Origin of the sequence: Olsenella sp. Marseille-P4559, from assembly GCF_900605015.1 — a bacterium.
Taxonomy (GTDB): domain Bacteria; phylum Actinomycetota; class Coriobacteriia; order Coriobacteriales; family Atopobiaceae; genus Tractidigestivibacter.
Map to the genome: position 1 here is coordinate 1,314,989 of NZ_LR027573.1, position 21,864 is coordinate 1,336,852.

Consider the following 21,864-nt stretch of genomic DNA (forward strand, 5'->3'; position numbering starts at 1 on the left):
CGGGAGGTGCCGTGATTCAGATTAGCTACCAGGACCCGCGTCCCATCTACGAGCAGGTGCGCGACGCGTACCGCCAGCAGATCCTCGCCGGCGTGCTCGCGCCGGGAGATCAGCTTCCCTCGGTCCGCGAACTCTCGTCGCGTCTCGCCGTGAACCCAAACACCATCCAACGTGCTTACCGCGAACTGGAGCAGGAGGGCTGCATCTCGTCGGTGCGGGGCAAGGGAAGCTTCGTCGCAGACGTCTCGGGCGTCGCGGAGGCACGTCGCCGAGAGCTTCTGGGACAGTTCGACCAGCTTGTCCAAGAGCTCGAGTCTCTGGGCGTGACGCCCGAGGAGCTTGGGCAAAGAGTCGGGGGAGGCGAGAGGTGATGGCATCGGCCATTGAGGTCAGAAACCTGCGGAAGGTCTTCGACGGCACGCCTGCGCTCGACGGGGTGAGCCTCACCGTTCCCGAGGGCGCGGTCTATGGGCTTGTGGGGCCAAACGGCTGTGGCAAGTCCACGCTCATCTCGCACCTGTGCGGCGTCATGCGTCCTACCTCTGGCGACGTTCTTGTCCTGGGCGAGAAGGTCTTTGAGAACCCCGTGGTCAAGGCGCGCGTCGCCTGCGTCCCCAGTGAGCCCTACTTCATAGGCTCCGAGAGCGCGGACGGCATGGCGGACTTCTGTCGTGCGGTCTTTCCTAGCTTTGACCTCGCGCGCTACTTTAAGCTGGAGAAGAACTTCGAGGTCGACCACAAAAAGCCGCTCCGCAAGCTCAGCTGCGGCATGCGGGCACAGGCGGCTATCTGGCTTGCGCTCTCCATTCGCGCGGACGTCCTGCTTCTTGACGAGCCCATGGATGGTATCGACCCCCTCGCCAGAAGGCGCATGTGGCGCCTGGTGCTCGAAGAGGTCGCGGAACGCGGCCTTACGGTGCTCGTTACCAGCCACAACCTGCGCGAGCTCGAGGGCGTCTGCGACCACCTGGGGATTATGGCCAAAGGCACAATGCGCAAGGAGATCGACCTGTCCCAGCCTTCGGAGAGCGTCGCAAAGGTGCAGGTGGTTCTGCCCGAAGGCGCATCCCTGCCTGCCGGCTTCAACGTTATCAAGAAGTCCAACGAGGGGCGCGTGCTCACGCTGCTCGTCCACGGAAGCGCGGGCGAGGTGCGAGAGGTGCTTGCCGCCCTGCACCCGTCCTATCTCGAGGTTCTTCCGCTCTCGCTTGAGGAACGGTTCATCTACGAGCTTGGAGGCGATGATGATGGCATCATGTGAGATGTACGAGGGGCATCGCGCTCCCTCACCGGTGGTCGGGCTCTTTCTCGACACCTGCCAGCGGTATGCATACTTGGGGGTGGGCTACCTTATCGTCTGGCTCTTCTGGCTGGTCGGTCTGGCGCTGAGAATTGCTGGGCATACACCGCTCGCAGACCCCACGCAGGAGCTTGCGCAGTCCGGCGTGGGTGTACTGGTTCTCTCCGCAGCCGTCTCGTTCGCGGCTGAAAATGGAGCCTTCTCGTGGATCTTTGACCGCAGGGCGGTGCAGCTCTATGGCATGCTTCCGGTGCGGAGAGAGGCGGCCTTCCTGGCAGCTGCCCTGGCGGGTGTGATTCCTCTCCTCGTCGCGGTGGGCATTTCGGGCTTTGTGTTTGCCGCGATACTCGGCTTTGGGCAGGATGCGGCCGCGATACTGCCTTGGATGGCAAGACATGCCCTGCTCATCGTGGCCTTTGGTGGCATTTCTGCCCTGTGCCTGCAGTTGGCGGGCCGGCCTGCCTTTGCCCTGCTGTGTTATCTCCTTGCAAACTTCTGCGCGTATGCGGCGCGGCAGTTTGCTGAGACCCTCTACAGCATCGTTGCGCCATCGGTGTCGTGGGCGTCCATCGAGGAGATTGACTGGGCAAGTCCGTTCGTGCGGCTCATGCAGGCTGTCGCCATGTGGGCAAGCACCTATCCCTTTCCCGTCCCCAAACTTGAAGTCGCTCTGACGCAGGTCCTTGTCATCTACGCAGTCGTCGGTCTTGCCTGCACGGCGCTGGGGGTGCTTGCCTTTTCCCGCCGCAACTTGGAGCGGGCTGGCGACGCATACGTGAGCCCCGTCGTGCGTACCGTGGTGAATGCGCTTGTCAGCGTCCTCATTGGGTTTGCTGCCACTGACCTTGTGCTCGCGATGTCACTCTCGAATGGCTATGGCATTCCCGCTCATGTGGCCTCGATGCTCTATGGCGTCTCCCCTCAGCTGGCGTGCCTATTGCCGGTTGCCTTCTCGGTGCTGGTCTTTGCGATTGCTGAAGTAATTATAGGCCGCGGCATCAAAGCGCTGCACAGGCGCCTCCCGGCAATTGCGGCAACAGCGGGCGTCGCCCTTGTGGCGAGCGTTGCCTGCGTGGGGTCTGCCGTAGATGCTGCGACCTACGTGCCCAACCCCACAGACGTTCAGCGCGCAACTATCTCCTACGTTGCCATGCCCTTTGAGGGCGAGGAGAATGTAGGGCGCGTGTGCCAGCTGCACCGCGTGTTGATGAGTTCTGCTCCCGCTGGCGACAAGCCTGCCCCAACGAGCACCAGCACAGAAACGATTACGTACTGGATAAAGGACGGTACCAGCCTATCCCGCCAATACGTCATCCCCCTCAACGATGATGGCGAGCTGGTTGTCAGCAGCGAAGTGACGCAGGCCCTCGAGGACTTCGTTGACGACCCCGCAACCGAGAGGACGCTTCGCGCCCAGGTCGACGCCGCTCTTCTCGACGCAAGCTCATCGTACGTGATGCTGGACTACCAGGAGTATTCGAAAGACCCCCAGGATGATGCACCCTGGCATAGCGAAGCAATCTCCTCCGGGGATTACGGGGCCCTCCGCGAGGCGCTCAACCAAGACATCGACGAGCGTGGTGCAGCGTGCGTGGTGCCGCTGTATCAGTTGACGACCGGCTTCTATGGCTCCGCTGGCGCTTTTCGGTACCAGACAGCCACGGGAGACCTCTTGGGGACTTCGGTTGAGACCCCCTACCTCGCCAACGTTAGCCTCTACCCAACGGCGACGCCCGACGAGGACTCCGTTGGCACGACCATCTACCTCAGCGAGGGCGCGACGCCCCATACCGTCGCCTGGTTGCGCTCTCGCTACGACCTCGAGTTCGTCGAGCGTTGAGCAACTCAAACTCTCGTCTCGCATAGCGCCCCGCACGTGCGGTTACGTGGACCGCGCGTGTGGGGCGCTGCCGCCTGAGTCGAAACACCCCTGCGGTGGTAGACTTTGCAATGCTGACTAGTCATGCCGCGTCACCGCACGGCATTCCGTACGCCGCGGCCCACTCGCAAGGAGAACTGCTATGCGCGACAAGCTCGAGAAGATCATTGCCGCGTACGAGGAGCTGGAGCAGAAGATGGTCGACCCGGCCGTCGTCTCCGACCCCAAGGAGTACGCGCGCATCGCCAAGGAACACGCCGACCAGGCCGCCCTCGTGGCCAAGGCCCGCGAGTACCTCCAGGCCCTCGATGACATCGAGGCTGCCAAGGAGATGCTCCACGAGGCGTCCGACGCCGAGGAGAAGGAGATGCTCCAGGCCGACATCTCCGAGAACGAGGCCAAGGTCCCCGCCCTCGAGGAAGACGTCAAGTACATGCTCATCCCCGGTGACCCCAACGACGAGAAGGACACCATCGTCGAGATCCGTGCCGGCGTGGGCGGCGATGAGGCCGCCATCTTTGCCGGCGACCTCTTCAACATGTACCAGCGCTTCTCTCAGTCGCGCGGCTGGAAGACCGAGGTGCTTGATGCCAGCCCCGGCGAGGCCGGCGGCTTCAAGACCATCGAGTTCAAGGTCACGGGCGAGAAGGTCTACTCCGTCATGAAGTACGAGAGCGGCGTTCATCGCGTCCAGCGCGTGCCCAAGACCGAGAGCCAGGGTCGCATCCAGACCTCCACGGCCACCGTCGCGGTGCTGCCCGAGGCCGATGAGATCGATATCGAAATTAAGCCCGAGGACCTGCGCATCGATACGTACTGCTCCTCCGGTCCCGGCGGCCAGGGCGTCAACACGACCTACTCTGCCGTGCGCATCACGCACATCCCCACCAACACGGTGGTGCAGTCGCAGGAGCAGCGCTCCCAGATCCAGAACCGCGAGGTCTGCATGCAGATGCTGCGCGCCCGCCTCTACGAGGCCGAGCTCGAGAAGCAGCAGGCCGAGCAGGGCGCCGAGCGCCTCTCGCAGATCGGTCACGGCAACCGCTCCGAGAAGATTCGCACGTACAACCAGCCGCAGGACCGCGTCACCGACCACCGCATCGGGTTCAATTCCACATACAACGGCGTGCTCCTCGGCGACCAGCTCGACTCTGTGATCGACGCCCTCGCCGCGGCGGACCGTGCCGAGAAGCTCGCGCAGGCGGTGTAGGCGGGCGGCATGTCCAACCAAACATGGACCATCAAGCGCATTCTCGACTGGACCCGTGGCTACCTCGAGCGCAAGGGTGACGAGCATCCGCGGCTCTCTGCGGAGTGGCTGTTGAGCAATGTCACCGGGCTCTCCAGGGTCCAGGTCTACACGAACTTCGACAAGCCGCTTGCGCCGTCAGAGCTTGATGCCATGCACGATGTGGTGGTGCGCCGTGGCCGCGGCGAGCCCCTGCAGTACGTGACCGGCGAGATGCCCTTTCGCCACATCGTCCTGCACTGCGAGCGGGGCGTACTCATCCCCCGGCCCGAGACAGAAGTGCTGGTCGACGCTGCTCTCGAGGGCGTGGGCGCAGCCCCTCTCAGCTTCCCGGCTATTCTGGGCGAAGCGCCCGGGCCCGCGGAGAGAGCCAGGCCTTCCGATCAGGACGACTCGCCCGAGGGCGAAGGACCTGGCGAGAAGGCCGCCGAGCCGGAGGAGCCGCCCGTATTGGTGGGGCCTGGCTGCCGCGTGCTGGAGGTTGGCACCGGTACCGGCTGCATTGCGCTTTCTATCGCAAGCGAGCGTCCCGGGACTCGCGTGGTGGCAACGGACCTCTCGCCACAGGCCGTGGCACTCGCCACGCGCAACCGTGACGCGTTGGGACTTGGGCATGCGGTCGCCGTGGTCGAGGGGGATCTTGCCTCTGCCGTGGACCCGGAGCTCATGGGTACGTTCTCGGTGCTTGTCTCCAATCCGCCCTACATCCCTTCGGCGGTAGTGCCCACCCTGCCGCAGGAGGTCATTGGCTACGAGCCGGGCTTGGCGCTCGATGGTGGGGAGGACGGGCTGGACGTCTTTCGCCGCATCCTCGAGCTGGCGCCCCAGGCGCTTGCGCCGGGGGGCATGCTCTGCTGCGAGCTTTTCGAGGACAATGTGGGGGCCGCCGCGGAGCTCGTACATGCGCAGGGCGGTTGGGCCAGCGCCGAGGTACGAGAAGACCTCACGCACCGTCCGCGCGTCCTTGTTGCCATACGCGCCATGGGCTGACGAGACGCTTTCGGACACCCTTCGCTCTCTGGGCGGTGCTGTGGTCTCCGAAGACGCCTCAGCAGCCCACGATAGAACCCAGGGATCCCGCACCAGCGTTCATGGGAGGAACCATGGCTCGTGTGATGCACGTGAATCAGGACAACCCATCGCCGGAGGCGCTCGACGCAGCAGTCGAGGCCCTCAAGTCCGGCGGCGTCATCGTCTCGCCCACGGACTCCGTCTATGGCCTCGTGTGCGCGGCAACGCCGGGAAACCCCGCCCACCGGAGCATCTTCGCCATCAAGCAGCGCCCCCGCACCCAGACGCTGCCCCTCTTCGTAGCAGACCCGGAGGACCTCCCCCGCTACGCAGCGGGTGTCCCCGCCTGGGCACACGCCCTTGTCCGCGCGTACTGGCCCGGTGCGCTCACACTGGTTGTTACCGCCACGGCTGCGCTTCCCGCCGAGTACCTCGCGCCCACGGGAACCGTGGCGCTGCGCTGCCCCAACTCGGAGCTCGTCCGAGAGCTGGCGCGTCGTGTGGGGCCTCTGGCCCAGACCAGCGCAAACACGCACGGCAAGCCCTCGGCAACCACGGGCGTGTCGGTCGATTCCCACATTGTCGATGCCGTTGACCTCACGCTGGATGGCGGCCCTGCGCCCATAGCCATTGCTTCCACCATCGTGGACTGTACCGGCCCCACCCCGCGCATCCTGCGCGAGGGTGCCATAACCGAGCGGGACATCAAGCGCATAGCCGCTGCCTAGCTCTTCTCGCCAGAGCACTGAGAGGTTGCCTTTTTGGTTGCCGTTTCGCAAAGACGCGCCCGCATGAGCGAATGGTAACCGCAACGCACGCCCTCACGCGCTATCCTCTTGATAGGGTGCCGACGCAGGCGCCCGCACCAAGCAGAGAGGAGCCCACATGCGCGTTGCCATCGCCTCGGACCACGCCGGTTTCGACCAGAAGGGTCCTATCGTCAAGCATCTTCGCGAAGAGGGCTATGACGTTGTCGACCTGGGTCCCGTTTCGGGCGAACGCTGCGATTATCCCGATTTTGGCGACAAGGTTGGTCGCTACGTCGCGTCCGGCAAGGCCGACCGCGGCGTTGTCATTTGCGGAACCGGCCTTGGCATTTCGATGACCGCCGACAAGGTTCCCGGCATCCGCGCGACTCCCGTCCAGACGGTCCAGTTTGCCCAGCTCGCGCGTGAGCACAACAACGCCAATGTCATTGGCCTCTCGGGCCGGTTTGTGCCTCTCGAGACAAACGAGCAGATCGTCGACACCTTCCTCACCACGGAGTTTGCCGGCGGCCGCCATGAAGGCCGTGTCGAGAAGATCATGCGCGAGGACGATCCGTCGTTTGTCGGCGTCCCCGAGGAGTTCGGCTTGTAATGCGCCAGCACACCATCCTGTCAGCGTCACCACGGGCTGCCGAGCGGGCCCAAAAAGGAGAATGCAATGTACCTTGAGCACTTGAGCGACACCGATCCCGCGGTCGCCTCCGCCATTGGCGACGAACTCACGCGAGAGCGCAACTCCATCGAGCTCATCGCCTCAGAGAACTTCGTCTCGCTTTCTGTGATGGAGGCCGTGGGGTCCCCACTCACCAACAAGTACGCCGAGGGTCTTCCGGGACACCGCTACTACGGTGGGTGCTGGGCCGTCGACGAGGTGGAGAACCTCGCGCTCGACCGCGTGAAGAAGCTCTTTGGCGCGGCCTTCGCCAACGTCCAGCCCCATTCGGGAGCCCAGGCCAACTACGCTGCCGAGGCAGCCTTCGTAAGACCCGGCGACACCGTCATGGGCATGGCCCTTGACAACGGCGGCCACCTCACCCACGGCTCGCCTGCGAACTTCTCGGGCAAGCTCTACAACGCGGTCTCCTACGGCCTTGACCCCGAGACCGAGCGCATCGACTTCGACGACGTTGCGGCAAAGGCCGAGAAGCACCAGCCCAAGCTCATCATTGCGGGTGCCTCGGCCTATCCGCGCGTCATCGACTTCGAGCGCTTTGCTCAGATCGCGCACGATAACGGCGCCGCGCTCATGGTCGATATGGCCCACATCGCTGGCCTCGTGGCCACGGGCCGTCACCCCTCGCCTGTCCCCTACGCCGACGCGGTCACCTCCACCACGCACAAGACCCTGCGCGGTCCCCGCGGGGGCATCATCCTCACCAATGACCCCGCCGTCTCCAAGAAGGTCAACTCCGCGGTCTTCCCGGGCTCACAGGGTGGTCCGCTCGAGCACGTTATTGCCGGCAAGGCCGTCGCCTTCGGCGAGGCGCTGCGCCCCGAGTTTGCCACCTACACCGACGCAATCCTCGCCAACGCCAAGGCGCTCGGCCGCGGCATGGAGTCGCGCGGCCTGAGGCTCGTGACCGGTGGCACCGATAACCACCTGCTGCTCGTCGATCTCACACCCGTCGGTGACGTGACCGGCCGCGATGCCGAGGCTGCTCTCGACGCCGTTGGCATCACCGTCAACAAGAACACCATCCCCGGCGAGCGGCGCTCGCCCTTTGTGACAAGCGGCATTCGCGTGGGTTCCGCGGCAGCCACGACGCGTGGCTTTGGCGAGTCGGAGTGCGAGCGCGTCGGCGAGCTCATTGGCGATGTTGTGACCAACCTCGGCGATGATGCCATCCAGGAGCGCGTTGCCGGCGAGGTGAAGGAGCTCCTTCAGATACACCCCCTCTACCCCGAGCTTTAAGCTATGGGAGTAGGCCCTGCGGGAAGGCCTTGATCAGAGTGACTAGCGAGAAGGGAAGCACATGGCGGATTATGACGAGAGCAGGCTCACGGTCGTCGACCATCCCCTGGTCCAGCACAAGCTCAGCATCCTGAGGGACAAGGACACGGGCACCAAGCAGTTCCGCGAGCTCGTGACGGAACTGGCAATCTTTGAGGGCTACGAGGCCATGCGCGACTTTCCCCTCGAGGACGTCGAGGTCGAGACCCCGCTTGAGAAGACCACCTGCAAGCGGATTGCCGGCAAGAAGGTTGCCATAATCCCCATCCTCCGTGCTGGCCTGGGCATGGTCGATGGCATCCTGACGCTCGTCCCGTCTGCGCGCGTGGGACACGTGGGCATGTACCGCGACCCCGAAACCCACGTTCCCCATCAGTACTACTGCAAGTTCCCGTCTGACGTCGAGAACCGCACCTGCCTCGTGGTTGACCCCATGCTCGCCACGGGCGGTTCGCTCACTGCGGCAATCCAGTTCCTGCGTGATGCCGACGTGAAGGACATCCGTTGCCTCACGATCGTGTCCTGCCCGGAGGGCGTCAAGACGGTTCTGGACTACGATCCCGAGGTGCGTCTCTACACCTGCTCGGTCGATAGGTGCCTTAACGAGAATGCCTACATCCTGCCGGGCCTGGGCGACGCGGGTGACCGCATCTACGGCACCAAGTAACATGGCACTCTGGATTGCCTTGGGCGTGGCAGCGGGACTCCTCGCTGCCACACCCGTTCTATATGTTCTCTGGCACGCGGCGAGAGGGAACAGGCCGTCCCTGGCCGCAGGGCTGGGCAGCATCCTTGCGTCATTCTTGGGCATCCAGCTCCTCATCCTTGCCGTTCACCTGATGGATTCAACCGTTACCCTGTCGTTTGGCGTGGCGTCTGCATCTTCTTTTCTCGCCGTAGCGACCGTCGCGGGGGTCAACGCATGGAGATGGCAGTCTCGAGGCTAGGGCGCTGCTCCCAACGCTGCCCGTCTTCAAGCATGTCTGAAATGTGTCAACCATGCGAATTTGGTGAGGTGGCGCGGTGGCGCGAGCATCGCGGGTGTTGCTGCGATTGTCATCGTTTTACCAGTTAAACTAGGGTATCATTGTTGCCTATTGAACCATGTTCAAAAATTGGTACGAATTTGGCCTTTGCGTCCCACCAAAGTGCTAACATCCCTTTTTGCATTTCGGTCATCCGGCCTCTCGCCTTGGGAAGACGTGATCGTGGCTGCAGCAAGTGCGGGCTCCCGACTGTTGCCGTGCAAAAGAGCCACGAATGGCCTTTGGCATGGAGCGGGTAGAATAGGACCCGTGCGCGCATCTGCGGGCACCCGCAGAGGGACTGCCTCTCGGTCACGTGGAGGCGAAGTGTGGAAGGAAGGACGAATAGTGGACGCGCTTTCCAAGTTGCCCGACGCGATGGACGAGCTGCTCGATGGCTTCATGTCTCATGCGGTCGTCGGGGATACCACAGTCGGCCTCACCCAGTACATCTTCTGGATGCTCGTCGCCATCGCGCTGCTCTGCATCGTGATGTTCGTCTTCAAGAAGAAGCAGGCGAAGAGCCTCGTCCCGCAGGGCTTCTTCGTGAACGGCATGGAGTCCCTCGTCGAGTTCGCCCGCGACGACATGTGCAAGTCAATCTTGGGCGACACCTGGAAGAAGCACTTCCCGTTCATCGCAGCGCTCTTCTTCTTCATCCTCTTCAACAACATCGTGGGCATCATCCCCGGCTGCCACCCCGGCACCGGCACCATGGGCGTGACGGGCGCCCTCGCCCTGTGCTCCTTCGTCTACTTCATCGCCGTGGGCATCAAGCGTATGGGCGTCCTGGGCTACCTCAAGAGTCTGGCGCCCAAGGGCCTGAACCCGGTCATGGCCGCCATGGTGTGGGTCATTGAGCTGTTCTCCACGTTCCTGCGCCTCATCACGTTGGCCGTCCGTCTTTTCTGCAACATGTTCGCCGGCCACGTGGTCATGGGCACCTTCGCCATCCTCGCGTCGCTCTTCTTCGAGCCGCTGCTGCAGGGCATCTCGCTCGCGGCGATCGGCAGCGCCGGCGCGTCTATCTTCTGGGTTCTCATCCTCATAGTCATCTACCTGGTCGAGATTCTGGTCGCGGTCATCCAGGCGTACGTCTTCACGCTGCTCTCTGCCGTCTACATCCAGCTCGTCGAAGAGAAAGAGTAGCAAACAGGGCAACTAGCGGCGAGCGCCGCTTCTGCATAGTGTGACGTCAAAATCGCCTGAAGGTCAGGCGAGTGACAAAGGAGGAATCGTGGGAGTCATTGGTTATGGTCTCGGTGTTATCGGCGCCGGCATCGGCATCGGCCTCGCCGCTTACGGCGCAACCACTTCGATGGCCCGTCAGCCCGAGGTCCAGGGTCGTCTGTTCACTGTCTTCATCCTGGGCTCCGCATTCGTCGAGGCACTCGCCCTCATCGGCTTCGTCGTGACGCTGATCGCATCCTAGTGGGCGCGGCACTCACAGCGAACACCGAGTTGGAGGCAATATGAACAGGAACACTGAGGAGCTTGGCAATAAGCTGGCTGCGGCGCTCGCGGTCGGCGGGGCGGCCCTCGCCGTGCCCACCCAGGCTCTGGCGGCGTCGTCCATCAGCGGCCCGGACATCCTGCTGCCCAAGCCCGCGGAGTTCATCCCCGCGCTCATCGCCTTCCTCGTCATCTGGTTTGTCATGGCCAAGCTCGCTTGGCCTTCGGTTCTCGGGATGATGGAGAAGCGCCAGCAGAAGATCCAAGACGACCTCGACTCCGCCGAGAAGTCCAAGGCAAGGGCTGCCGCCGAGGCACAGAGCTACGAGGACAGGCTTGTCGATGCAAATCGGCAGGCAGAGGAGATTATCTCTGCGGCCAAGAAGGAGGCCGAGGAGGAGCGCTCCCAGATTCTCGCAAAGGCACAGACCGAGGCGTCCGACATCATCGCCAAGGCTCATGGTGCCGTGGAGTCCGAGCGCCGCAAGGCCACGATCGAGCTCTCGAGCTCTGTGGTCGACCTCTCCGTCGAGATTGCGAGCAAGATCATTGGCAACGACCTTACCGAGGGGCAGCAGCGCAAGCTTGCTGAGAAATACCTCGCGGAAGTGAGCGCCCCCAATGAGCAATAAGCGAGCCGGCGAAGAGAAGGTGGAGGCCTACACCAGGGCCCTGCTCGAGGCTGCCCGTCAAGAGGGCCGCGAGAACGCAGACCTGGTGCAGTGGCAGCATGCCAAGAAGTTCTCACCTGAGGTGCTGGAGACTCTTTCCGCCATGCAGGCCGAGGACGATGCTGGCCTTATCGACCAAGTCGCCAAGCAGTACAAGAAGCTCCTTGACAGCGAAGACAGAACCGTCTCGGTTACTGTCACGACGGCCGTCCCTCTAGACGACGAGCTGCGTGGCAAGATTCGCAGCCGGACTGAGCAGCTGCTGAACGCACCCGTCTATCTCGTTGAGCGCGTTGACCCCAGCATCCTGGGCGGCATTCTTCTCGAGGCGCGTGGGAAGCGCATGGACGCCTCGGTGCGTGCCCAGCTTGCGCACATCAGGAAGACGCTCTCCTCAGCATTCATCGGAGGTGAAGAGCAGTGACAGAGAACGAGCATGCTACCATCGACGCGCCAATCAACTCCGAGCGCATCATGAGCACGCTGCGTGAGCAGCTTTCCGCCATCAACGCTACGGTCGACCGCCAGGAGGCGTCGGTCGTTACGCAGGTGGGCGATGGCATCGCATATATCTCCGGCCTCAGGACCGCCATGGCCGGCGAGCTCCTGCAGTTCACGAGCTCCGCAACGGGCCGCAGCGTCTATGGCCTTGCGCAGAACCTCGAGGAGGACAGGGTTGGTGCCGTCCTCTTCGGCGACGTTGGCTCCATCAAGGAGGGTGACGAGTGCCGTACAACCGGCCGCGTCATGGACATCCCCGTGGGTCACGCAATGCTCGGTCGCGTGGTGAACCCTCTGGGCCAGCCCATCGACGGCCTTGGCCCCATCGATTCCTCACACCGTCGCCCCATCGAGTTCAAGGCCCCTGGCATCATGGCGCGCCAGCCGGTCTGCGAGCCCGTGCTCACGGGTCTCCTCGCCATCGACGCCATGGTCCCCATTGGCCGCGGCCAGCGCGAGCTCATCATTGGTGACCGCAAGACGGGCAAGACCGCCATTGCGATCGATACCATCGTGAACCAGCGCGACACGGACATGCTCTGCATCTACGTGGCCATCGGCCAGAAGGCCTCGACGGTCGCCGCGATTAGGGAGTCCCTGGCCAAGCGCGGTGTCCTCGACAAGACGGTCATTGTTGCCGCCACCGCTGCAGACGCCGCGCCGCTGCAGTACATCGCCCCCATGGCCGGCGCGGCCATCGGCGAGTACTTCATGTACAACGATGCCAACGGCAATCCCGCAGACGCTACGCACCCCGGCGCGCACGTGCTTGTGGTCTACGATGACCTCTCCAAGCAGGCCGTGGCCTACCGTCAGATGTCGCTGACGCTGCACCGCCCGCCTGGACGCGAGGCATACCCTGGCGACATCTTCTACCTGCACTCTCGCCTCCTCGAACGCGCATGCAAGCTGTCCGACGAGAACGGCGGTGGTTCGCTCACGGCGCTCCCCATCATCGAGACGCAGGAAGGCGACGTCTCTGCATACATCCCGACCAACGTGATTTCGATCACTGACGGCCAGATCTACCTGCAGACAAACCTCTTCTTCCAGGGTCAGCGCCCCGCTGTCGACGTTGGCATCTCGGTTTCGCGGGTTGGCGGAGACGCGCAGTACAAGGCAATGAAGCAGGTTGCCGGTACGCTGCGCCTAGACCTCGCCGCCTACCGTGACAAGCAGGCGTTCGCGCAGTTTGGCTCAGATCTTGACGCCACCACGCAGTACCAGCTCAGTCACGGTGCGCACATGATGGAGCTCCTCAAGCAGGGCCGCTTCTCGGCACTTGCTGCACCCGACGAGATCATCTCGGTCTTTGCCGGCAAGGAGGATTTCCTTGAGGACATCGACCTCGACCACGTGGGCCTGTTCCGCGACGGGCTTGCAAAGTACATGGCCGAGAAGCACCCCGCGCTGCGTGCCTTGCTGCTCGAGGGCAAGATCTCCGATGACCAGGAGCGCCGCCTCAAGGAGCACATCGAACACTACAAGGCACAGTTCATGCTGGAGCACCCCAACAGGGCCAAGGCGCACGACGTCGAGCACGCCGCGGAGAAGACCGAGGTCCCGGAGGGCGATGGCAAGAGCGGTGACGGTGCGGAGAAGGGCCAGGAGTAGCAACCTATGGCCAACCTTCGGGAAATACAGCGGCGCATGTCCTCCATCAAGAGCACCATGCAGATCACGCGTACCATGGAGATGATCTCCACTGCGCGCATCCGCTCGGCGCTCCAGAGGGCCGAGGAGGCCACCCCATACAAGGACGCCATCACCAACATGCTCGCCAACGTTGCATCGGCAGGGTTTGATGACTCTCAGCCCCTGCTCCGTGGGCGCACTACCGAGAAGAACGTCCTGTTCATTCTCGTGGCGTCTGACCGCGGCCTTGCGGGCGGCTTCAACCTGCTGCAGCAGCGTGCTGTCGAGCACGAGATGGCCGCCCTTAAAGAGAGGGGCATCTCGTCCGAGATCATCACCTGTGGCAGGAAGCCCACTGAGTACTTCACCTTCCGCAAGGTGAAGCCGGTAATGTCTTTCGTGGGCATCTCGTCCGAGCCCAACCATGACGAGGCCGACCGCATCGCCACGTACGTGATGGACGCCTACTCCTCGGGTCGCATCGACCGCGCCGTACTGTGCTACTGGCACGCTAAGAACCGCGTCGATCAGACCCAAGTCACAGAGCAGCTCCTGCCCGTCTCGCAGGAAAGGCTCATAATGCCCAATGCCCCGCGCACCAAGGAGGCCCTCTCTGAGGTCGGTCACAAGCACTATTCCGACTACACCTTCGAGCCCTCTGCGCAGGAGGTCTTGGGGTATCTGATGCCCGCCTATATCAAGACAGTCATCTTCCACGCGCTTCTCGATTCGGCTGCCGCCGAGCACGCCGCCCGTCGTCGTGCTATGCAGTCGGCCACCGATAACGCGAAAGAGGTCCTGAGCTCGCTCGGCCGCACCTATAACCGCGAGCGCCAGGGCGCCATCACCACCGAGCTGACCGAGATCATTGGCGGTGCGGCTGCATTGGAGGACAGCTACTAATGGCAGAAACCACCGAACAGGTGCGCACCCCTCTCGAGGAGGCCGCCTACAACAAAATCAACAAGAGCGTCGGCGAAGGGCGCATCGTCCGTATTGTTGGTCCTGTTGTCGACGTCAAGTTCGACGATCAGGTCCCTGCGATCTACACGGCGCTTACCGTCGACGACGAGACGCCGATTGGTCGCGTGAAGACGGTTCTCGAGGTCGAGTCCCAGCTCACTGGTGGCGTCGTCCGTACCGTCGCCATGTCCTCGACCGATGGGCTACAGCGCGGGCTGCGCGTCAAGGATACCGGCCACCCCATGATGATGCCGGCGGGTCCTTCGACTCTGGGCCGCGTCTGGAACGTCATGGGCGAGCCGGTCGACGGCAAACCCATTCCCAACGACGTGCTGTATTACCCCATCCACCATCCTGCGCCGGCATTTGACGAGCTCACCACTCAAACCGAGATCTTCGAGACCGGCATCAAGGCCATCGATCTTCTCGAGCCATACGTCCGCGGTGGCAAGACTGGCCTCTTTGGCGGTGCTGGCGTCGGCAAGACGGTCCTCATCCAGGAGCTCATCAACAACCTCGCCCAGCAGCATGGCGGCACTTCCGTGTTCACGGGCGTTGGCGAGCGCACCCGCGAGGGCACCGACCTCTATCTCGAGATGAGCGAGTCTGGCGTCATCAGCAAGACCTGCCTCGTCTACGGTCAGATGAACGAGCCGCCTGGAGCACGCATGCGTGTCGCCCTCGCCGGCCTCACCACCGCCGAGTATTTCCGCGACCAGGGCCAGGACGTCCTGCTCTTCATCGACAACATCTTCCGCTTCTCACAGGCAGGTTCCGAGGTTTCGGCCCTTCTCGGCCGCATGCCGTCTGCCGTTGGTTACCAGCCCACGCTGGCAACCGAGATGGGCGAGCTGCAGGAGCGCATCACCTCCACCAAGGAGGGTTCCATCACCTCGGTCCAGGCCGTCTACGTCCCTGCCGACGACCTCACCGACCCAGCCCCTGCAACCACGTTTACGCACCTCGACGCCACCACGGTTCTTTCCCGCGCCATCACCGAGCTGGGTATCTACCCGGCCGTTGACCCGCTGGCAAGCTCTAGCTCCGCCCTTGACCCGTCAATCGTGGGCGAGGAGCACTACCGTGTGGCCATGAAGGTGCAGGAGATTTTGCAGGAGTACTCCGACCTCCAGGACATCATTGCCATTCTGGGCATGGACGAGCTTTCCGAGGAGCAGCAGCTTACGGTTGCTCGTGCCCGCAAGGTCCAGCAGTTCCTCTCGCAGAACTTCCACGTGGCGCAGAAGTTCACCGGCGTCCCCGGCGTGTACTGCACCGTCGACGAGACCGTGCGCTCCTTTGCGCAGATCATTGATGGCAAGTGCGATGAGATTCCCGAGCAGGCATTCCGCTTTGCAGGCAACATCGACGACGTTCGTGCTCGCGCTAAGAAGATGCAGCAGGACGCTGGCGAGAAGTCCGAGGGCTAGGAAGTCATATGGCCGAGCTCAATTGTCAGTTCGTCCGTCCGGACAGGCTTCTCTACGAGGGGCCCGTTGCGAGCCTCGTCCTGGTTGCCCACTCGGGTGAGCTGGGTGTGTGGCCTGGCCACGCACCCGAGATCTGCTCGCTTGGCGATGGCGTGGTTCGTCTCAACCTCCGCGAGGAGGATGGCGGTGGCGTTGGCAGGGTCGTCATCTCAGGCGGCTATGCCCAGATTGATGACAAGGGCGTCATCATCCTTGCCGACCACGCCCGTTCCGTTAACGATATCGAGCCGGACGTGGTGCGCGAGACCCGCGACACCGCCCTCGACACCTTGGATTCGCTCGGCGAGTCCGACGGGCGCCGTGCATACTGGGAGAACAAGGTAAAGTGGTGTAATCTACTGCTCAGACAAGCGGCGGAGCACAAGCAGAGCTAAGACCCAGGTGGCCCCGCGAAAGCGGGGTCGCCTGCTGTATGCAGGAGGAACATGGACGTCATCAAAATTGAGGGCGGGCATCCCATTACGGGTGAGGTCACCGTCGAGGGAGCCAAGAACTCGGCGCTCAAGCTCATGGCGGCAACCATCATGGCGCCAGGTGTCACTACCTTGAGGAACGTCCCCAACATCGCTGACGTCCACGTCATGGGCAAGGTGCTCAAGCGCCTTGGTGCAACCATCGACGTGTTGGACAAGCACACGCTGGTCATCGACACCTCGAACGTCGATAAGTGGGAGACGCCCTACGAGCTGGTTGCTCAGATGCGCGCCTCCACGGCCGTGCTTGGCCCGCTTATCTCGCGCTTTGGCAAGGCCGTTGTTGCCATGCCTGGCGGGTGCAACATTGGTGCCCGTAAGATTGACATGCACATCCTTGGTCTTGAAGAGCTGGGTGTCCAGTTTGACGTCAAGCATGGCAACATTCACGCTACTACTCCCAATGGCATTACGGGCAACACGGTCACATTGGCCTTCGCAAGCGTCGGAGCCACCGAGAACCTCATGATGGCCTCCGTGCACGCCAAGGGCACGACCATCATCGACAATGCGGCGCGCGAGCCCGAAATTGTCGACTTGGCAATGATGCTCAACGAGATGGGTGCCAAGGTCTGCGGTGCGGGCTCTCCCGTTATTGAGATCGAGGGCGTGGAAGAGCTCCATCCCGTCACGCACAGCGTCGTAGGCGACCGCATCGAGGCCGGAACCTTCCTCGCCATTGGCGGGCTCTGCGGCGAGCCGGTAACGGTTAACGGTTTCGACCCCATTCATCTGGGACTTGTTCTCAAGAAGCTCGAGAAGATGGGCATCTCCGTCCAGCGTGGTTCGCGTGGCTGCACCGTCTGGCGCGAAGGTCCAATCCTTCCCACCGACATCCAGACGCTCCCGTTCCCCGGCTTTCCCACTGACATGCAGGCACAGGTCATGTGCCTCCTCGCCTTGGCTAAGGGCTCGTGTGTGATCACCGAGAACGTCTTTGAGAACCGCTTCATGTTTGCAAGCGAGCTGCAGCGCATGGGTGCAGACATTACCATCGAGGGGCACCACGCCATCGTGCATGGCGTGCCGGGCTTCTCGGGCACGCAGGTAAAGTCCCCGGACCTACGTGGTGGCGCGGCTCTTGTCATAGCTGGCCTTGTGGCTGATGGCGTTACCACGGTGTCTGCCATCCACCACATCGAACGTGGCTACGAGGGCTTCGTGAGCAAGCTCGTCTCGCTTGGTGCCAAGGCAGAGCGCGACACGGTTCCTGATGATGAGGATGCGATTAGGGACTAGCCCCTCGCGCGGATGGGATGTAGGGTAGCCGATGAGCAAGCATATGAAAGCCGAGGGTAGTGGCTCCGATATCGATGCGTCTGACAAGTACAGCCGCAACAACGTCGAGCGCTACAGCAAGAGGTGCCGCAGGCACAGGCTGCGCCGAAGTGTGGCGCGTGGTGTCGTTGCTGCCCTGGTGGTGATGCTTGTCGGCGGTGGCGTGGCATTTGCGCGCTGGATCAGCAGCGTGCAGAGTCGCATGAACAACGGCCAGGTCATCACCCCCGAGCTTGAGCAGAGCCTGTCTGCCGCGACGGATGGCAACGAGCCCTCCACGCCGAATGACCCTTACTACGTGCTGCTCCTTGGTACCGACGGCCGCCCTGGCGAGACGGACTACCGTGCTGACACCATCATCCTTGCTCGCATCGACCCGCCCAACAAGCGTGTGACGCTTCTCTCGATACCGCGCGACACCATGGTCGAATGGAAGGGTACGACCATGAAGATCAACGGCGTCCACACGTATGATGGGGCTGCCGGTATGGTGCAAATCGTGAGCGAGAAGTGCGGCGTTCCCATTTCGCACTATGCCGAGATTTCCTTCGATGGCCTTGCGACTCTCACCAACGCTATGGGTGGCGTGACGGTCGACGTTGACCAGTCCATGAAGGATACCGAGAACTTCGATGTAGTCACGGAGCTTCAGCCGGGGGTTCAGACGCTCGATGGCGAAGAGGCGCTCTTCTACTGCAGATGCCGCCATTTCCCGGATGGCGACTACACGCGCATGCACCACCAGCGCTCCTTCATTAAGGCCATGCTCAACCAATTGCTTTCGACCAACGATCCAACCAAGATCGTCAACCTGGTCGACGCTACCGCAGACGTTATCACCACCGATCTTTCGGTCTCTGAGATTGTCTCCTTGGCCTCAGAGATGGTAGGCATGGATACGGAGAATGACATCTACGCTGCCTATGCCCCCTCCGAGCCAAAGGACGTCAACGGCGTCTCGTATGTCGTGGCAGACTGGGATGCCCTCGCCGAGGTGATGAAGGTCATCGACGCAGGCAAGGACCCTTCGTCGTTCAATGCCGACCAGCATGGCTACACGGACGGAGGCTCTTCGTCCGAGAATGCAGGCCCCACCTCCGCAGATGCCACGAGCTCTGCCGGCACGGTGAGCGCTTCGTCGCCGAAATCTGCCACGTAATCTGCCAAATCCACGTCTTCTGCGTTGGTGCTGGGGGTCACAGGGCCCCCGACTTGGGGATAATGATTCCAGGACACGCGCCAAAGGTGCATTGCAGGATTTGGAGACTGCTTATGACTCTTACGAGTGACGGAAATCACGATCACGCCCTAACAAGGGCAGGCGAGGACTACCTCGAATCTATCTATAGGCTGTCTGTGGCATCAGATGAACCTGGCGGGAGCGTGCGCTCCGTTGACGTTGCCGAGCAGCTCGATGTATCGAAGGCAAGCGTCAACAAGGCGCTCTCGATGCTCAAGGAAGAGGGCATGGTCAACCAGAGCCGCTATGGCCGTGTGACCCTGACTCCCGAGGGCAAGGAGTATGCCGCGATTGTGTGGCGCGCGCATCGTGCCCTACGGGCATTCCTCGAGACCGACCTGGGCGTAAATGCCGAGCGTGCCGACGAGGAGGCATGTCTCATGGAACATGTCCTCTCTGCCGACACGATGTCGCGTCTTATCGATTACCTTGCGACGCAGGGCGTAACCATTCCGGATTAGGCTCATGGCCGTTTGATGCGTCCCGTGTGTGCGCCATGTGATGACGGCAGGGTTTGTGGCCGTGCGACCGGTGGAGGTCTGCCGCTAGGAGAAGGCGGGGTAGATGGTGCATGCACGGGGGTATGGTGTGTCTGGCATCCTCATGCCGCAACTGCCCACTATTGAAGGGAACACAAGCACAATGAAGGCAATTATCCCGGCAGCAGGTCTTGGTACGCGTTTTCTGCCCGCAACGAGATGCATGCCCAAGGAGCTCCTGCCCGTTCTGGACAAGCCCATTCTCCAATACGTTGTCGAGGAGGCACTTGAGCCCGAGGGCGTCGATGGCGTAGTGATTGTGAACTCGCACGAGAAGCCGCAGATAGAGCAGTACTTCTCGGTGGACGAGGAATTCGAGGGCATGCTTCGCACACGTGGCAAGGGTGAGGCGGCAAGCCTTGTCCACGAGGCCTCAACGCTTCCGGTCTCTTTCGTCTATCAGGACAGTCCGCGCGGCCTCGGCCATGCCGTCCATTGCGCTGCAGACAAGATTGGCGGGGAGCCGTTCTTCGTGCTTCTCGGTGACTACTTCGTTCCCGACAAGCAGATGTGCGTGCGCATGGCGCAGGTATCGCGCGAGCACAACGGCGCTTCCGTTATCGCCGTTGCTCCGGTTCCTGCCGACCAGGTGAGCCGCTACGGCATCATCGCCGGCCAGTGCATGGGACATCTCGATGGTGCCGCGGGAGGCGAGGAGGACGAGGGTGCCGTGTGGAAGGTGGCGGGCCTTGTCGAGAAGCCCAAGCCCGAGGACGCGCCCTCGCACCTCTTTATTGTTGGCCGCTATCTCCTCTCGCCCCGCATCATGGAGCTTCTGGCCACCCAGGCGCCGGGTGCTGGCAGCGAAATTCAGCTTACCGACGCAATGCAGCGCCTGCTTGACGAGGAAGAGATGTACGCGCTGGTAGTGGACCCCGCTGAGGGGTGTGATACTGGTACTCCCGCTGCCTGGGCTGCGACTAACGCACGTATGGCGCTCAAGAACCCCCATACTGCCGAGGCCTTCCGCGAGGCGTTTGGTGACAAGGTCCTTGGATAGGCGTCCCAACATAATCCGCTTTGGCGCCGATGGCTGGCAGGCACGTCTGGACGATGGTTTTGACGAAGCCGGCGTCAGGCGCGCGGCTGATGCGTTAGGTCTTCTTTGGGCGGATGCCCATCCTGGTGCTGAGGTCGTTGTCGGTTATGACACTCGTCACAACTCTGCCGACTACGCATGTGTCGCAGCGGGCGTGCTCGCATCCTTTGGCCTGCGGGCTGTTGTCTCGGACAGGCCCTGTCCCACGCCTGTCGCTTCGTGGTTCTGCTCGAGAAGGAGCGACGCCATCGGTGTCGTCATGCTTACGGCAAGCGAGCGCTCCTGCGAGTACGGTGGCCTTATCGTGCGCGGTGCGGACGGCGGACCGGTTTCACGTGAGTTTCTTGATGCCGTCGAGCAGCACATCTCGCTTGAGCCAACATCTGACACCGGTGAGTACCAGGTGGAGAACTTCATCGAGCCCTATCTCGATGACCTCGTCACATTGGTGGACGGTGTCGCGATTGCGGGTGCCGGGCTCAGCGTTGTGGTTGATCCCATGTACGGTGCCGGTGCGGGCGTGCTCGCCCAGGCGCTTGAACGTCTTGGCTGCGAGGTGACCGAGATTCACGCAGATGTCCGCGAGGACTTCTGCGGGCTTCACCCCGAGCCAGCTGACCCCTGGGCAGACGAGTGCGAAGAGAGGGTCTCCTCCACGGGGGCCAGCCTTGGTTTCCTTCTCGATTGCGATGGCGACCGTGCGGGCGTTGTCGACGAGGACGGCAACATACTGCTGCCACACGAATTGTCTCCGCTGGTGCTGGGCCACCTTGTTGAGAATCGCAACGAGACTGGCCGCGTTGTGGTCACGCTCACGTGCTCTGCGCGAATCGCGCGTCAGGCAGAGCGCCTTGGCTGCCAGCTCACATCCGTTCCCGTTGGTTTTTCACGCATATATAGAGAAATGCGTGAAGGTGATGTAGTGCTGGGCGCAGAGGAGTACGGCGGCCTTGCGTTCCCGTCTCACCTCCTCGAGCGAGATGGCCTTCTGTCCTGCCTTTTGGTAGCCGAGCTTGTGGCAAAGAGCGGCAGGACAGTTCGCCAGCTGGTGCGCGATATGGGCGACAAGATCGGCCACATGCGCTACACCCGTCGGGATGTGCGTCTCGACCCAGCCGCAACCCAGGCGTTCCGTAATGTGCTGCCAGGACTCAACCCGGAGTCCGTCGCAGGTCGCCTCCCCGTTGAGGTCAGCCATGCCGATGGGTTACGCCTTCAGTTCGACGATGGTTCATGGGTTCTCATACGCCCCTCGAGGTCCGATCCCGTGGTGAGGGTTTACTCGGAGGCACCTACAGAAGGGGAGCGCGACAGGCTGCTCGACGCCTCGTGTGGAATTGTCCGCGCCGGCGCTTGAGTCCGTTTGTGTGCAAACCATGGATGTCCCCCCTCCCCCTTCCC

22 protein-coding genes are annotated in these 21,864 nt (G+C 62.5%); all 22 read left to right on the plus strand.

Annotated features, from left to right (window positions below):
- Positions 1-11: 11 nt before the first annotated feature.
- A complete protein-coding gene (locus tag E0E00_RS06085; RefSeq protein WP_130811598.1) occupies positions 12-371 on the plus strand; it encodes a GntR family transcriptional regulator in 360 nt (119 codons plus the stop codon).
- Positions 371-1,261, plus strand: a complete 891-nt coding sequence (locus E0E00_RS06090; protein WP_130811599.1) for an ABC transporter ATP-binding protein — start codon at positions 371-373, stop codon at positions 1,259-1,261. The genes E0E00_RS06085 and E0E00_RS06090 overlap by 1 nt, the downstream gene beginning before the upstream one ends.
- Complete coding sequence (locus E0E00_RS06095; RefSeq protein ID WP_130811600.1) at positions 1,248-3,140, plus strand: hypothetical protein; 1,893 nt, start codon at positions 1,248-1,250, stop codon at positions 3,138-3,140. Before E0E00_RS06090 ends, E0E00_RS06095 begins: the two co-directional genes overlap by 14 nt.
- A gap of 181 nt (positions 3,141-3,321) precedes the next feature.
- Positions 3,322-4,389 (plus strand): peptide chain release factor 1, encoded by a 1,068-nt coding sequence (prfA, locus tag E0E00_RS06100; protein WP_130811601.1) that lies wholly within the window; start codon positions 3,322-3,324, stop codon positions 4,387-4,389.
- Positions 4,390-4,398: 9 nt separating this feature from the next.
- Complete coding sequence (locus tag E0E00_RS06105) at positions 4,399-5,418, plus strand: HemK/PrmC family methyltransferase (protein ID WP_130811602.1); 1,020 nt, start codon at positions 4,399-4,401, stop codon at positions 5,416-5,418.
- Between the two features lie 113 nt (positions 5,419-5,531).
- A complete protein-coding gene (locus E0E00_RS06110; RefSeq protein ID WP_130811603.1) occupies positions 5,532-6,167 on the plus strand; it encodes an L-threonylcarbamoyladenylate synthase in 636 nt (211 codons plus the stop codon).
- Between the two features lie 157 nt (positions 6,168-6,324).
- A complete protein-coding gene (gene rpiB / locus E0E00_RS06115) occupies positions 6,325-6,798 on the plus strand; it encodes a ribose 5-phosphate isomerase B (protein ID WP_130811604.1) in 474 nt (157 codons plus the stop codon).
- A 66-nt stretch (positions 6,799-6,864) separates the two neighbouring features.
- Positions 6,865-8,118: a serine hydroxymethyltransferase gene (glyA, locus tag E0E00_RS06120; RefSeq protein ID WP_130811605.1), complete on the plus strand. Its 1,254-nt coding sequence runs from the start codon at positions 6,865-6,867 to the stop codon at positions 8,116-8,118.
- A gap of 61 nt (positions 8,119-8,179) precedes the next feature.
- Entirely contained in the window at positions 8,180-8,824 is a 645-nt protein-coding gene (upp, locus tag E0E00_RS06125; RefSeq protein WP_130811606.1) for a uracil phosphoribosyltransferase, read from the plus strand.
- A 706-nt stretch (positions 8,825-9,530) separates the two neighbouring features.
- Positions 9,531-10,331, plus strand: coding sequence for a F0F1 ATP synthase subunit A (atpB, locus tag E0E00_RS06130; protein ID WP_130811694.1), 801 nt, complete (start codon positions 9,531-9,533; stop codon positions 10,329-10,331).
- An 88-nt stretch (positions 10,332-10,419) separates the two neighbouring features.
- Complete coding sequence (gene atpE, locus E0E00_RS06135) at positions 10,420-10,614, plus strand: ATP synthase F0 subunit C (protein WP_091005940.1); 195 nt, start codon at positions 10,420-10,422, stop codon at positions 10,612-10,614.
- 40 nt (positions 10,615-10,654) lie between these two features.
- On the plus strand, positions 10,655-11,266 hold the full coding sequence (atpF, locus tag E0E00_RS06140) for a F0F1 ATP synthase subunit B (RefSeq protein WP_130811607.1): 612 nt from the start codon (positions 10,655-10,657) through the stop codon (positions 11,264-11,266).
- The gene (locus E0E00_RS06145) at positions 11,256-11,729 is read left to right on the plus strand and encodes a F0F1 ATP synthase subunit delta (RefSeq protein WP_130811608.1); all 474 of its coding nucleotides are present in this window, start codon (positions 11,256-11,258) and stop codon (positions 11,727-11,729) included. The genes atpF and E0E00_RS06145 overlap by 11 nt, the downstream gene beginning before the upstream one ends.
- Positions 11,730-11,779: 50 nt before the next feature.
- Positions 11,780-13,420 carry a F0F1 ATP synthase subunit alpha gene (gene atpA, locus E0E00_RS06150; protein ID WP_371683379.1) on the plus strand — a complete coding sequence of 547 codons (1,641 nt, stop codon included), beginning with the start codon at positions 11,780-11,782 and terminating at the stop codon, positions 13,418-13,420.
- Between the two features lie 6 nt (positions 13,421-13,426).
- Positions 13,427-14,344, plus strand: a complete 918-nt coding sequence (gene atpG, locus E0E00_RS06155; RefSeq protein WP_130811609.1) for an ATP synthase F1 subunit gamma — start codon at positions 13,427-13,429, stop codon at positions 14,342-14,344.
- Positions 14,344-15,834, plus strand: coding sequence for a F0F1 ATP synthase subunit beta (gene atpD / locus E0E00_RS06160; protein ID WP_130811610.1), 1,491 nt, complete (start codon positions 14,344-14,346; stop codon positions 15,832-15,834). The genes atpG and atpD overlap by 1 nt, the downstream gene beginning before the upstream one ends.
- An 8-nt stretch (positions 15,835-15,842) precedes the next feature.
- Positions 15,843-16,268 carry an ATP synthase F1 subunit epsilon gene (gene atpC / locus E0E00_RS06165; protein ID WP_130811611.1) on the plus strand — a complete coding sequence of 142 codons (426 nt, stop codon included), beginning with the start codon at positions 15,843-15,845 and terminating at the stop codon, positions 16,266-16,268.
- Positions 16,269-16,319: 51 nt separating this feature from the next.
- Positions 16,320-17,606: a UDP-N-acetylglucosamine 1-carboxyvinyltransferase gene (gene murA / locus E0E00_RS06170; protein ID WP_130811612.1), complete on the plus strand. Its 1,287-nt coding sequence runs from the start codon at positions 16,320-16,322 to the stop codon at positions 17,604-17,606.
- A gap of 31 nt (positions 17,607-17,637) precedes the next feature.
- Positions 17,638-18,804: an LCP family protein gene (locus E0E00_RS06175; protein ID WP_130811613.1), complete on the plus strand. Its 1,167-nt coding sequence runs from the start codon at positions 17,638-17,640 to the stop codon at positions 18,802-18,804.
- A gap of 113 nt (positions 18,805-18,917) precedes the next feature.
- Positions 18,918-19,346 (plus strand): metal-dependent transcriptional regulator, encoded by a 429-nt coding sequence (locus E0E00_RS06180; RefSeq protein WP_130811614.1) that lies wholly within the window; start codon positions 18,918-18,920, stop codon positions 19,344-19,346.
- A gap of 181 nt (positions 19,347-19,527) precedes the next feature.
- The gene (locus E0E00_RS06185) at positions 19,528-20,424 is read left to right on the plus strand and encodes a UTP--glucose-1-phosphate uridylyltransferase (protein WP_130811615.1); all 897 of its coding nucleotides are present in this window, start codon (positions 19,528-19,530) and stop codon (positions 20,422-20,424) included.
- Positions 20,417-21,820, plus strand: a complete 1,404-nt coding sequence (locus E0E00_RS06190) for a phosphoglucomutase (RefSeq protein WP_130811616.1) — start codon at positions 20,417-20,419, stop codon at positions 21,818-21,820. Before E0E00_RS06185 ends, E0E00_RS06190 begins: the two co-directional genes overlap by 8 nt.
- Positions 21,821-21,864: the final 44 nt, after the last annotated feature.